We start from the raw sequence: 12,140 nt of genomic DNA, 5'->3' as shown, positions 1-12,140 counted from the left end.
GCCCTCAGGCGGAACGGATGGCGATCATGCCCGGCGCGGCGGCGACGGCGCGGGCGCGCAACTGGCCGCAACCGCCGTCGACCTCCTGCCCGGCCGAATCGCGCAGCTTGGTCAGCACGCCGCGCTGGCGCAGCGCGGCGGCGATCGCCCGCGCCCGCTCCCAGGTGGGGCGCTTGAATTCCAGGTCGGCGACCGTGTTGTAGGGAATCATGTTCAGCACCGCGTACTGGCCCTTGAGCAGGTCGACGATGCCGTCCATCTCGTCCTCGCCGTCGTTGACGCCTTCGAGCAGCGTCCACTGGTACTGGACCGGGTAGGCGGTGGCGCGGGCGTACTCCTGCCCCAGTGCGACCAACTGGCGCGGCGTCAGGCGCGGCGCGCGCGGCAGCAGCTTTTCGCGCAGCGCGGCCTTGGTCGTGTGCAGCGACAGCGCCAGCGCCGGCTTGACGGCGCCCTGCGGCAGGCGCTCGAACACGCGCACGTCGCCGACGCTCGAAAAAACCAGATTCTTGTGGCCGATATTGCCCTCGGTGCCCAGCAACTCGATGGCCTCCAGCACATTGGCAAGGTTGTGGGCCGGCTCGCCCATGCCCATGAAGACGACCTTCTTGACGGTCCGCAGGGTGCGCGCCAGCACGACCTGGGCGACGATTTCGCCGCTCGTCACCTGGCGAATCAAGCCGTCGCGGCCCGTCATGCAGAACTGGCAGCCGACGGCGCAACCGACCTGGCTGGACACGCACAGGCCGTCGCGCGGCAACAGCACGCTCTCGACGCTCTGGCCGTCGCCCAGGCCGACCAGCAGGCGCGCCGAGCCGTCGTCGGCGGGGTGGCAACTGAGCAGGCGCGCCAGCCCGTGCAGCTCGGCGTCCAACGCCGGCAGCGCCTCGCGCACGCCCTGCGGCAGGAAGTCCTGGGCGCGGCGCCGGCCCTGGTCATGCGGCTGGGCCTGCACCCAGTCGCGCAGCACGCGTTGCTCGTGCAAGGGCTTGGCGCCCAGCGCGCGCAGACGCTGGCGTATCGTTTCAATTTGCATGGGGTCGGCGGATAACGGAAGTCTGCCGTAATTTTATACGTTCAGGACCGCTCTGCCATAATTGTGACGACCTGTGATCCGCTTGGATTCCATGACAGGCTTTCGCCAGTATAGTTTGAGCGAAGGAATTTTGAATGACTCGCGGGTGTCTAGCAGACTCGTGGCGATTCACAATGGGCCTGGCGAGATTTCCCGCATTGGTCAAACAATGGTCGTTAATCAAGGAAATTGACATGCGTAACTCATACATATTTTTATTGCTTTTACTAACTTCCTCATTAGCTCTCCCTGTTGAAAACTCACCTCCAGACGTAAGGAAATTTATCTACAATGCGGGAGCTTGCGAACATCTTGGCGGAGAATATGACGGAGAGCTACCAAAGGAAGAAAAAGAGAAAATACGGAAAGATATTGACAAGTATTGCGGTGGCGCAAAAAGTCAATTTTCAGTTCTAAAAAATAAATACAAGAACAATCCAACATTACTCAAAAGAATAAAAAATAACTATAACGACAGTGTTGACAGCTATAGAAAATAATCCTAAAAAATAGGGCTATTCTTAAAATTTAATCGCCGCCTCTATCTCTATATGGCACTGTGCGATTAGCTGTTGAGAATTGGTGCAGTCGCCTTCTGAATATGACAGGAAAGCCGATCGGCGACGGCCCCCGAACGTTCAAAAAACCTGTCCTGTATTCAAAGCCCGGCCATCGGCGAAATCTGCAGGGTGATGGGCATTTCCAAGTCGACGCTCCACAACTACCTCGACAAGGCTGGACGCGATGGCTGCCGCCTGCCCCGCAAGAGTCCCGAACGGGCTCTTTGGGCGAGCTATATAGCTTCTCCACCACGTCGGTGGACCGCGCGCTGAAGGATTGTCATCGCCGGGATGGCGCCGCTAACCGGCGTGGGCGCGGCGCAATTCCTCGATGTCGAGTTTTTTCATCTTCAGCATCGCCGCCATGGTCCGCTGCGCCTTCTGCGGATCGGCGTCATTGAGCAGCTCGCCGAGCACCCGCGGCACCACTTGCCACGAGGCGCCGTATTTGTCCTTGAGCCAGCCGCATTGCTGGGCGTTGGCGTCGCCGCCCTCGGACAGCCGGGTCCAGTAGTGGTCGACCTCTTCCTGGCTGGCACAATTGATTTGAAACGAAACCGCCTCATTGAACTTGAAGACGGGGCCGCCGTTGAGCGCGGTGAAACCCTGTCCGTCCAGCTCGAAGGCGACGACCATGACACTGCCGGCCGGCTTGCCGTGCACTTCCTGGCCCGCCTCGCTGTAGCGCGACACGCTGGTAATTTTCGAATGGGGGAAGATGCCGGTGTAGAAATTGGCGGCCTCTTCGGCCTGGCTGTCGAACCACAGGCAGGGGGTGATCTTTTGAACGCTTTGCATGGTGTGTCTCCATTTAAAGGTTGGCGGCAATGCGGATGGCGGCGCGCCGTCCGCACGCCAGCATAACCCGCTGCGCCGCATGCGGGCGCGCCGCTGGCGCGGCTTGACAGTGCCGCAGTGGCAAAGGATACTTGTGTTGCGCCGCCGGCCATTGCGCCGCGCACGACCTCCCCCCCTCTTGAGTGCGGCCCCTATGCCAGAAGCGATCCCCTTCCCCATGCGCCAGGAATGCCCCCCCGGGGCCTGCGTCTGCGAGCGGGATGCGCTGCTGCGCGATCCGCAGGGCGACACGCGCATCCTGCGCCTGACGCGCGAAGAGGAAAAGAAGCTCATCCATCACATCGACACCATTTCCAGCTATGCCGACTTGCGCAAGCTCGGCGAGCGCATGCAGGCCCAGCTGGGCGTGGCGCTCGACATCACGCCCAGCGCGCGCGGCGTGCGCACGGTGCGCGGCTTCACCATCGCGCTGGCCGAGCGCCCCGGCCTGTGCCGCAAGACGCGGCAAACTGTCCCGGCGGCCGTGCGCAAATGTCTGGAACGCAATCCCGAAATCGTCTACGCGATCCTGAACGAGCGCGACTTACTGGGCCAGGGCTGAGGGCCGCAGCTTATCTGTAGTAACTCAGACTTGAGCTGACAACGACTGTCAGATGGATTAGAGTCTTCCTGGGGTGCAGTAGTTCCGACTTGTTCTGACCCACAACGTCCGATTCGCGACCGGCAGCATCCGCCCCATAGCGGACATTGGGGCTTGGCGGTTCATTTTTGATGAAGCCACTGCCCGGAGCCAGAGAACACCACTTGACGTGCAAGGTCAGTCCGGTCTTTGTCATTCCAAACAGAACACCGAATAGAAGGCCCAGAGGTAATCTCGCACTCACCGGATGGGTAGAAAAACTCACCGCCAAGCGCTTCGTCGTACAGCTTCTCGACCTGATAAATGGCACGGTCGCTCACGCCCGTAGCAGGTGCCGCAGTTACAAAAAACCAAGCCCGGTCGCCATTTATCAGTGGGAAGATGAACATCGGCTTAATGAGATCTTTCGCGTCAATGCCGACAAAGTGGTCGCAGACAGGGGGCGTTTTTGCCCCCTTCAGAAACGTTTGGGAACATCCGCCCTCAACGCGATAAGTACCTGGACTCAGTAAGCCTTGAGCTAACGCTGGAACACTGAAGGCTGCGAGGATCACTAGACTGGTGGAGTATTTCATACCGATTCGATTTATGAAGGTAAAGCGCTGCCGTGAAAAACAAAATGAAGGTCCGCTAATGGCCGAGAGCGGCGGGAAACTCATCGGCCCGTTGTACTCTTTCGTAACAGGCGTCGAGCAAGTACCTCCCCAAGAGGCTTATCGGCTGACTTCCGCCACTGCCTCGACTTGGTTGAATGAATGCTATTCTCTATCAAGGCTAGCTGCTCATCGTCGTTCGATTTCAACGTCTCCAACAATAAATGGTCTTGCGAGTGACGCTCAGCCCTGATGGCGAGCGCCTTCGATAAGGGAATGTTCTTGCGAGAAGCTTTACTATTTTCGCCGTAAGTATTTCGACGATCCTTCTGGTAGCTAAGACTTTTCTTTTCCTGAGGTGTTTTCAACAGTTTATCACTTTATCGCTTGTCATTTTCTTGGTGAACGGCCGCAACTGGCCGGTTGCCACCGTTGACAGATTACGCCCCCGAAGCCGCCTATCGTCCCGAAACAGATAGTGGGATACGGTCACTCCGCCGGCCAAGACAATTGAGTCTCTTCAGCAGATTTCGTCTGCTTAGCATTCTTATAGATTCCACTCATTCCTTGGAACGTGCTCTCAGACCTCATCGAATCTATCGTGTAAAACAACGGGACAGCATCAATCGATATAGCTCTATTAAATTGTCGTTCATCGTTTTCGAGGTAGAAGTCAAACTGCTGTATTGAGAAAAATGGCTGCCTTTTGAGCAAGCCTGGAAAAACTACTCCGTGCTTTTCTCTCCAGAATGAAGGGACAATCCTTACGATATAGCCTGCAAGAGAATCCCCACCCAGAAGGAATTTACGCATGCCCTCGATAAGAGATGCTTCCAGGGGCATTACTGAGCAGTGCTCCCAGTTGTCGAACGTCGATTTCCAGAACATGCCAATCACAAAATGATACAGCTGCCGAGAATCTATAGCCCGGAATAAATTGCTGCCTATGCTCAAAATCATATTGGGGCCATAACCGTTCCCAGGTGTTTTCCATAAATGCATAAGACTTTCTTTAAGAATTTTATACGCGGGGGACGGCATCTTGTTCTTGACGTCTACCCTGAGCATCATTTTTGAGTAGTAATCCTCACCTCTTACTGACATTAGTCCCTCGCACGTATCACATAACAGTGCTTGAACTATCTGTTTTCCCATTGAAAATACTCTGTTCTTCTTTGAAGTCCGGAGTAATAGCTTGGTATTCTCAGATTTGGATAGGTTAAGATATCTATAGACAGACTTTGGTAAGAAATGACTTTGGCGCAGAACCCTTGTTTGCCCATTATCCGGACCGCATAGAGCACATAGTCCCATCACTTCATCTATTTGGTTAGCCATCTAAATTTCTTTCTGCAAATAATTCATCGGCAAGCGCACACGTCCATAGGTATAAGGGCGTGGTATTGCGACGTCCGCTTTTGGCCGGTTGCTGTCCTTGGCGGCCTCCGCCCCGTTGCGGACGTCCAGCATTCCTAATTTCTAACCTATCTTTTATTGTAAAGGCGAAGTCGCGCAACCAGTATTCCGCAATACATTGAAGCTGCATTCTCCAATTTACCATCTTTTCGAAGGAGACGGGCCGCCATCAACTTCAGGTCAGTGTCATCTTCAATATTCTTGCTCCAATATGCGTCGCCAATTGCATCAAGCCCTCCTTGGCATATCTCAATGGCACTTTCATACTTGCGTTGAGAAATCGCGGACTCCCCATCCTGTAGCTGCCTGCTGACTTCCTCAACATCAGGCGCATGCCCTGGTACTATCCCTTCACTATTTTCTCGCAGCCGAGAGGACACAACCCATGCCGTAATTTCCCGGTCACTCTTCTTCATGGCGATGAATGAGACTTTTGTAAATCCTTTGTAATCGAACTTTGCAAACAGAGTATCTCCGGGAAGGACAAACCGGCCAGCCATCTTGCAGCTTACATCTGGTGCTGAATAAAACTGCAACCGCCCATCTCCAATAATATCGCGACCCGAACCGTAATCCGGAATGACGTTTGCAATATTATCACCAGCTTTGTCTAGCTTGTCACAGTCAACTCCGGCAAAAGCCTTAAATGGTAACAAAACGAGCGCGGCGAACAAAAACTTAATGATGCTCATGCTGTGTTTAATATATAAAATTTTTAAACCACTGTCGGATTCCAGCCGGAAAAGGTTAATCGCATCCGACACCCAATGTTACGAGTTGCCATTTCTTGTCGATAAATCGCAGCCCGAAAAAGTCCCAGCAAGTGTCATTGGCGGAGTAGTAGATGACCAAATCCTCTGCCTCTTTCCGAACTGACGGTCCCCACGCTCTCCCAGCTGGAAGTTGTTGTTGTTGGAGTTCATGATTGATGTCTTCCACAGGCCTTTCTTCAAATCCTGTTGGTGCTGCAATTCTGAATACTATTGACTGCGAGTGGGCTTTTTCAAATACCCGCTGGGCCCTGTTCTTGCCTGCACACAAAAACGTTTCAACAAGTTGCCAAGCACTCCCGGCATCTTGCCTAGTAAGCCCATAGACCTCTTGTCGTAGGCTTGCCTTTGTATTCGATGAGCACGCTTCCGGCAAGTTTGGAGGGGCGACAACATCCGTATTTGCAGACGCTATACCAGCGGTACTTACAAGAATTGTTAGCGAAAAGAGCCTCAATTTTATAAACCGCATGTGAATCATAAAGTTCTAGCGTTCATGTCAAGTGCTGAAGGTCCGGTGTTGGCCGGTACGAGTCATGTTCTAGTTGTTGAGGCGATAGATGCGCTCAACTTCGTCCAAGGACAGCTTTGTAAGGCCACCTTCTATTTCTTGCAACAGTGCAGATACTGGAAAATGTAAGGTGACAATTTCACCGCCTGGTCGTTCGACGGTAGTCCGGTAATCGTAAACTAGGTCGCAATCATCACCGAGGTAGTCTTCGATGAAGTCAGCAAGCTCATAGTCGCCCACAACAACGATGACATGCTCATCATTATGAAATCCAATTTGAATATGGGGCAAGACTTGCTTCATATTTTTCCTGCAAATTCAAATAAAAGCACCGATGTCGACCGACAGCTTTTGACTGACTGCCGACTAGTTCAATTTTTAGGCCAAATGCCGATTAACATTGATATCGGTCTTTGATGTGTTCATTGTAGTAAATACCCTTGGAGTAGGCACGCATAAACGCAGCATGCACATTCGGAGGTACTCGACAAAAATCATAACTATGCCCTTGCTGAAATTGGATTCGCATGCGAGCTGTTTGCTCGTCGTAACCAATCGCAACAATGGCACTGGAATGTACTCGAACCATTTGCATGGTAGCTCCCGAAAGTGTTAAAACTCAAAATGGTAAAGGCTGTTCGGTTGGGAAGGGCTGCTCCTGGCCGAACTCAGCCGCGCCCTTCGCGGCGTCGCACCCATTCGTCCACCACGTTGCCCATGTTCTTCGAAATACCGTTACGCACCCACGCCATCAGTTTACGGTCAAATTTAAAATCTGGCCCGCACTGACTACAAAGAAAGCGCCGAACGTTTTGCGTGTTCTTATAATCAGAATCAATTTCGGTTGTGCGCAAAATCACTCCTCCGTGCCAATCGAATTTCATCGTCAAATTCCTGCTATATCAAAAAACGTGAACGGCAGCTGTTGGCCGGTAGCGGCCTCTCAGAACTTTAACTCACCTGACAGCTAGTGCCAGGTGAAGTCTGAGCTAATACAGCTATCTGACGTTCGGCATCAGAAAACTCGCCTGGCCGCACGATTTGTTCGAGCGCCTGACCTCCTGGGCGCTGCAGCTTTGCGCGCCGCCGCTCTTGTCAAAGCAGGCGCGCATCTCGCTCAGGAAGCGGCCGCCGTCGCTGCAAAACGGCAGCACGGCGTTCGCCGGCATGGCCGGATTGGCCGCCATGAACGCCTGCACAAAATCGGCATTGCTGGCGCGCACGGGGCTGGCGGGCTGGCGGTAGGCGGCCGGAATGACGATCTGCTCCTTCAGCTTGGCCGACAAGTCAAAATAGGCGGCCTGCTCCAGCCCCGAGCAACTGCCGTGCTTGGCCCACTCGTGCCCGATCAAGCCCGGCGACGGGTAGATCGACGCGTATTTCGCCCTGACCGGCGGCGACAGCTTCGCCGCCGTGCAGTTCTGCGGATAGCCGTTGACGTACTGCGGCCACAAGCCATGCAGCACGAAGCCGAGCCGGCGCCCTGCCGCGCACTGGCCGGGGTCGTCGCGCTTGGCGCAGAAGGACGGCGACCAGCTCAGCGCCACCGCATAGTAATCGAACTCGCCGGCCACGCCGGACTGCTGCTGCGCGTCGCGCTGCGGGCGCCGCTCCGCCTGTGCGCCGCACGCCAGCGCCAGCAAGGCGACGAAGCAGAATGTTTGCCTTGATTTCAATGCATACTCCCAGTTGGTGGAAAAAATCTCGCCGCCTGCCTGCCGGGCCGCTTCCCGCGCTACGGGGGCGGGCAGCGGCCCGGCAGACTGACGCATGTCGGCCGTCTATAGGGCAGCGGGAAATCGCGGCGGCGCCTCTTCCGGCAGGCGGCGCGGCAGCGAAAACACGAAGCGGGCGCCCTGCCCCGGCGCGCTGTCGAGCCGCACGCTGCCCTTGAAGATCGCTTGCACGATGTTGTGCACGATCGCCAGCCCCAGCCCGGAGCCACCCTGCCCCATCTTGGTCGTGTAAAACGGGTCGAAGACCTTGCTCTGCAACGATTTCTCGATGCCGCAGCCGTCGTCCTCGTAGACCAGCTCGACGCACTCGCCCCGCTGCGCGGCGCTGATCGTCACGCAGCCGCCGCTGCGGCCCTCGAAGCCGTGGTTGATCGAGTTCGTCACCAGGTTGGTGATGATCTGGTCCATCGAGCCGGGGTAGCTGTCCATGCCGATGCCGGCGGGGATGCGCACGTCCAGCGTCGCCCGCGCGCGCCGCGTGATCGGCCCCAGCGCCGCCACCATTTCCAGCACCGTCTTGCGCAGGTCGAACACGCGGCGCTGCTGGCTGGCCTGGTCGACGGCCACCTGCTTGAAGCTGGTGATCAGCTCGCCCGCGTGCAGGCCGTTGCGTTCGATCAGCTCGCAGGCGCCCTTGCCGTTGAGCAGAAATTCCTCCAGCCCGGCCTGGGTCAGGCGCTTGCCGGCGGCGAGCTGGCCGACGCCGTCGATGGCCTCCTTCAGCGTCGACGAGGACAGCACGATATTGCCCAGCGGCGTGTTCAACTCGTGGGCGACGCCGGCCACCAGCCGGCCCAGCGACGCCATTTTTTCCGTGACGATGATTTGCTCCATGGCCTGCTGCAACTCGGCCGTCCGGGCGGCGACGCGTTCCTCAAGCCGGTTGTTGAGCGTGAGCAGCTCGACCTCGGCCAGCTTGCGCGCCGTGACGTCCGAATACGTGCCGATCAGCCGCAGCGCGCGGCCCTCGCCGTCACGGCTGACCACCATGCCGCGCGTGAGCAGCCATTTCCACTGGCCGCCGACCTGGAAGCGGTGCTCGCTGGTGAACTGGCTGGTGCGCCCATCCAGGTAGGCGCGCACATCGTCCATGACGAGCGGCAGGTCGTCCGGGTGCACATGCTGTTCCCACAAGGCGAACGGGACATGGTCGTCCAGTCCGCAAAAACCCAGTAATTCCAGGCAGCGCGACGAATAAAACACCGTCGCGGCGCCGACCTCCCAATCCCAGACGCCGTCGCCGGCGCCCTCCAGCGCGAAATGCCAGCGCTCCTCGCTCTCGCGCAGCCGCGCCAGCGCCTGCTGCTCGCCGGCGCGGATCTGCTGGAACTCCAGGCGCACCCGTTCGGCCTCGTCGGCGCGCAGCGCCGCGTCCTCGCGGGCGCGCACCCAGTCCGTGTGGATTTGCCGCAGATCGGCCTCGACGATGCCGCGGAATTGCTGCAGCAATTGCAGGAACAGCGAGCTGTACGGGTTTTCCTGCTTGTCGAGCACGCAGATGGTGCCGAAGACATGTTCGTCCGGCCAGATCAACGGCAGGCCCATATAGGAAATCATGCCCAGCTTGACGTCCGGATTGTTGCACCAGTGGGGGTCCGCCAGCGCATCGGGGACGATCAGGTGGCGGCGCGTGGCCATCACCGTTTCGCAGTACAGGCCGGTGCCCAGCGGCGCCAGCTCGTGCTCTTCGTAGGGGTTGCCCTCGGAATGGCTGGACAGGAAGACTTGGATCGACGGCGGCTCGACGCGCATGATCAGCGCGGCCGGAATCTTGACTATATTCGTCAGCAAGTCGAGCACATCTTGCCATTTTCGCAAAATATTCTGGCCGACCGCTACGTCGCGGGTGTCGATGCTTACTAAGTTCACCTGCCCTCCCTCTCGAAAACGACCAAGCCTGCGCCCGTCCCGGCGCCTTGCCGCGCGGCGGGCGAACGGCTTGCCGTGTTGCCTGCGGCTCATTATAAGTCAGAACCCGGCAAATATTCGCCACCGCGGCGGGCGTAATTAGGTCTTGACTCCGCCGGGCACTGGAGTATCTTTTAGACTTTACGCCGGTAGCGCCGACGCCCTCCGCCAAGGACCGACATCGAACGTGCTGATCCCCAAAGTCCTCCTCGTCAATGACGACCCGGCCAGCCTGCTGGCGCTCGAAAGCCTGCTGCTGGAGGCCGCCGCGCGGCAGGAATACGAGCTGCTCAGCGCCGGCTCGGGCAAGGAAGCGCTGCGCCAGGTGCTGCGCCACGACTTCGCCGTCATCCTGCTCGACGTCGGCATGCCCGGCATGGACGGCTTCGAGACGGCCGAGGCGATCCACTCGCACCCGCGCTCCTACGCCGTGCCCATCATCTTCATCACGGCCCATTACGCCGACGAAATCGACCGCCTGCGCGCCTACCAGGCCGGCGCGGCCGACTACCTGTTCACGCCCATCATTCCGCAAGTGCTGCAGACGAAGGTGGCCGTGTTCGTCGAAATGGCGAAAAAAACGATACTGCTGGAGAGCAAAACGGCGCAGTTGGCCAAGCTCAACCAGGACTTGCGCGTGCAGCGCCTGCAAGACCTGGAGCGCATCAACGCCGAGCTGGAGCAGGAGGTGGCCGAGCGCAAGCTGGCCGAGCAGCGCGCCAGCGAACTGGCCATCCGCGATCCGCTGACGGGCCTGGTTAACCGCCGCTCGCTGATCCAGCAGCTGGAACACGCCGTCAGCCTGGCCGACCGCCAGCGGGGCGAATTCGCCCTGCTCTTCCTCGACCTCGACAAATTCAAGGACGTCAACGACAGCTGCGGCCACGAGGTCGGCGACGAGCTGCTGCGCCAGGTGGCGGCGCGCCTGGTGGCGGCCGTGCGCGCCTCCGACGTCGTTGCGCGCCTGGGCGGCGACGAATTCGTCGTCCTCGTCGAAGGCAGGGTGGCCGCCGCCAACGCGGCCCGGGTGGCGCGCAAGATCGTCCAGGCGCACAGCCGCCCCTACGCCATCGGGCGCCGGCAGGTGCGCACCTCCAGCAGCATCGGCATCGCCCTCTACCCGCAGGACGGCGCGTCGGCGCAACTGATCATGAAGCACGCCGACCTGGCCATGTACCACGCCAAACAGCTGCAGCGCGGCGGCGTCAGCTACTTCCACGAAGCGTTCAACACCCGCGAGGCCGAGCGCGAGCAATGGCGCAAGGAACTGCGCGCGGCCCTCGACGACGGCCAGCTCGAACTGCGCTACCAGCCCATCGTCGACATCGCCGGCGGCGGCGTCGACGCCGTCGAGGCCCTGCTGCACTGGCACCACCCGCGCCTGGGCCTGCTGGCCGCGCGCGCCTGGCAGGCCCAGGTGCCGGACCTGGGCCTGCTCGACCGCTTCGACGAATGGAGCGTCGCGGCCGCCTGCGAGCAGGCCGCGCAATGGCGGGCGCAGACGCCGCCGTGGTCGGTGCCGCGCATCTGCGTCAACCTGATGGGCGCGCAACTGCGGCCCGAGCTGGCGCACCAGTTGCTCGGCCGGCTCAAGCGCCACGGCCTGGCGCCGGACAGCCTCGGCGTGGAACTGCCCGAAACGCTGCTGTGCGGGGCGGCAGCGCACTCGGACGCCGTGCTGGGCCTGCTGCGCGGCGCCGGCGTGCGCCTCAGCGTCGACCACTTCGGCAGCGCCGGCGCCGCCCTGGCCGTCTGCAAGACCCTGCCGCTGGACGAGCTGAAAATCGACGCCGGCTTCATCGCCGCCGTCGGCGACGGCGGCGGCGGCACCGACATGGTCGCCGCCATCGTCCTGCTGGCGCGCGCCCTGTCGCTCGACACCGTGGCACTGGGCGTCGACCACGCGGCGCAACTGGCGCAGCTGGCGGCGCTCGGCTGCCGGCGCTACCAGGGCGCGCTGGCGGGCGCGCCGCTGAGCGCCGCCGTCCTGCAACAAAAATGGCAGGAAGCCGACCGGCAAACGGCCGCATAATTGCCTGCTCCACATGATGTCAAGTCTGAAGCGGGCAAAAAACCGCCATGTCTAGACCTGACCCCAAAGTTGTTGTGCGAACATATTGCTTCAATCGCTGT

General features: G+C 59.1%; 13 protein-coding genes. 3 read left to right on the top strand and 10 right to left on the bottom strand.

The window, feature by feature from the left end; translation table 11 throughout:
- Window positions 1–4: 4 nt before the first annotated feature.
- Window positions 5–1,036, bottom strand: a complete 1,032-nt coding sequence (locus OIK44_RS02310) for an RNA methyltransferase (RefSeq protein ID WP_273669044.1) — start codon at window positions 1,034–1,036, stop codon at window positions 5–7.
- A gap of 233 nt (window positions 1,037–1,269) precedes the next feature.
- On the opposite strand from OIK44_RS02310, the gene OIK44_RS02305 reads away from it, so the two are divergent.
- Window positions 1,270–1,575 (top strand): hypothetical protein, encoded by a 306-nt coding sequence (locus OIK44_RS02305; protein WP_273669043.1) that lies wholly within the window; start codon window positions 1,270–1,272, stop codon window positions 1,573–1,575.
- Between the two features lie 360 nt (window positions 1,576–1,935).
- Here the strand turns inward: OIK44_RS02305 and OIK44_RS02300 are convergent, their stop codons facing one another.
- Window positions 1,936–2,433, bottom strand: coding sequence for a VOC family protein (locus OIK44_RS02300; protein WP_273669042.1), 498 nt, complete (start codon window positions 2,431–2,433; stop codon window positions 1,936–1,938).
- Window positions 2,434–2,626: 193 nt separating this feature from the next.
- Between OIK44_RS02300 and OIK44_RS02295 the strand changes: the two genes are divergently transcribed.
- On the top strand, window positions 2,627–3,034 hold the full coding sequence (locus OIK44_RS02295) for a hypothetical protein (protein ID WP_273669041.1): 408 nt from the start codon (window positions 2,627–2,629) through the stop codon (window positions 3,032–3,034).
- 161 nt (window positions 3,035–3,195) lie between these two features.
- On the opposite strand, the gene OIK44_RS02290 is transcribed toward OIK44_RS02295, so the two are convergent.
- The 8 genes from OIK44_RS02290 to OIK44_RS02255 all read right to left on the bottom strand — a co-directional run bounded on the left by OIK44_RS02290 (window position 3,196) and on the right by OIK44_RS02255 (window position 9,968).
- Window positions 3,196–3,648, bottom strand: a complete 453-nt coding sequence (locus OIK44_RS02290; protein ID WP_273669040.1) for a hypothetical protein — start codon at window positions 3,646–3,648, stop codon at window positions 3,196–3,198.
- Between the two features lie 507 nt (window positions 3,649–4,155).
- Window positions 4,156–5,004, bottom strand: a complete 849-nt coding sequence (locus OIK44_RS02285) for a hypothetical protein (RefSeq protein WP_273669039.1) — start codon at window positions 5,002–5,004, stop codon at window positions 4,156–4,158.
- 146 nt (window positions 5,005–5,150) lie between these two features.
- Entirely contained in the window at window positions 5,151–5,774 is a 624-nt protein-coding gene (locus OIK44_RS02280; RefSeq protein WP_273669038.1) for a hypothetical protein, read from the bottom strand.
- A 619-nt stretch (window positions 5,775–6,393) separates the two neighbouring features.
- Window positions 6,394–6,666, bottom strand: coding sequence for a hypothetical protein (locus OIK44_RS02275; protein ID WP_273669037.1), 273 nt, complete (start codon window positions 6,664–6,666; stop codon window positions 6,394–6,396).
- 91 nt (window positions 6,667–6,757) lie between these two features.
- Entirely contained in the window at window positions 6,758–6,952 is a 195-nt protein-coding gene (locus tag OIK44_RS02270; protein WP_273669776.1) for a KTSC domain-containing protein, read from the bottom strand.
- A gap of 79 nt (window positions 6,953–7,031) precedes the next feature.
- Complete coding sequence (locus OIK44_RS02265) at window positions 7,032–7,247, bottom strand: DUF6434 domain-containing protein (RefSeq protein WP_273669036.1); 216 nt, start codon at window positions 7,245–7,247, stop codon at window positions 7,032–7,034.
- A gap of 114 nt (window positions 7,248–7,361) precedes the next feature.
- A complete protein-coding gene (locus OIK44_RS02260) occupies window positions 7,362–8,039 on the bottom strand; it encodes a ribonuclease T2 family protein (protein ID WP_273669035.1) in 678 nt (225 codons plus the stop codon).
- A gap of 105 nt (window positions 8,040–8,144) precedes the next feature.
- Window positions 8,145–9,968: an ATP-binding protein gene (locus tag OIK44_RS02255; RefSeq protein ID WP_273669034.1), complete on the bottom strand. Its 1,824-nt coding sequence runs from the start codon at window positions 9,966–9,968 to the stop codon at window positions 8,145–8,147.
- Window positions 9,969–10,194: 226 nt separating this feature from the next.
- Here OIK44_RS02255 and OIK44_RS02250 point away from each other — a divergent pair, with 226 nt between their 5' ends.
- A complete protein-coding gene (locus tag OIK44_RS02250; protein ID WP_273669033.1) occupies window positions 10,195–12,039 on the top strand; it encodes a putative bifunctional diguanylate cyclase/phosphodiesterase in 1,845 nt (614 codons plus the stop codon).
- Window positions 12,040–12,140: the final 101 nt, after the last annotated feature.

It is taken from the genome of Janthinobacterium fluminis, from assembly GCF_028595325.1.
Classification (GTDB): Bacteria; Pseudomonadota; Gammaproteobacteria; order Burkholderiales; family Burkholderiaceae_D; genus Janthinobacterium; species Janthinobacterium fluminis.
This window is presented reverse-complemented; position numbering and strand designations above follow the sequence as displayed.

Excerpts from the sequence above, each read along its gene's own strand:
- OIK44_RS02290 (WP_273669040.1), bottom strand. The coding sequence starts at position 3,648 with ATGAAATACTCCACCAGTCTAGTGATCCTCGCAGCCTTCAGTGTTCCA.
- OIK44_RS02285 (WP_273669039.1), bottom strand. The coding sequence starts at position 5,004 with ATGGCTAACCAAATAGATGAAGTGATGGGACTATGTGCTCTATGCGGT.
- OIK44_RS02280 (WP_273669038.1), bottom strand. The coding sequence starts at position 5,774 with ATGAGCATCATTAAGTTTTTGTTCGCCGCGCTCGTTTTGTTACCATTT.
- OIK44_RS02300 (WP_273669042.1), bottom strand. The coding sequence starts at position 2,433 with ATGCAAAGCGTTCAAAAGATCACCCCCTGCCTGTGGTTCGACAGCCAG.
- OIK44_RS02295 (WP_273669041.1), top strand. The coding sequence starts at position 2,627 with ATGCCAGAAGCGATCCCCTTCCCCATGCGCCAGGAATGCCCCCCCGGG.
- OIK44_RS02270 (WP_273669776.1), bottom strand. The coding sequence starts at position 6,952 with ATGGTTCGAGTACATTCCAGTGCCATTGTTGCGATTGGTTACGACGAG.
- OIK44_RS02310 (WP_273669044.1), bottom strand. The coding sequence starts at position 1,036 with ATGCAAATTGAAACGATACGCCAGCGTCTGCGCGCGCTGGGCGCCAAG.
- OIK44_RS02275 (WP_273669037.1), bottom strand. The coding sequence starts at position 6,666 with ATGAAGCAAGTCTTGCCCCATATTCAAATTGGATTTCATAATGATGAG.
- OIK44_RS02305 (WP_273669043.1), top strand. The coding sequence starts at position 1,270 with ATGCGTAACTCATACATATTTTTATTGCTTTTACTAACTTCCTCATTA.
- OIK44_RS02265 (WP_273669036.1), bottom strand. The coding sequence starts at position 7,247 with ATGAAATTCGATTGGCACGGAGGAGTGATTTTGCGCACAACCGAAATT.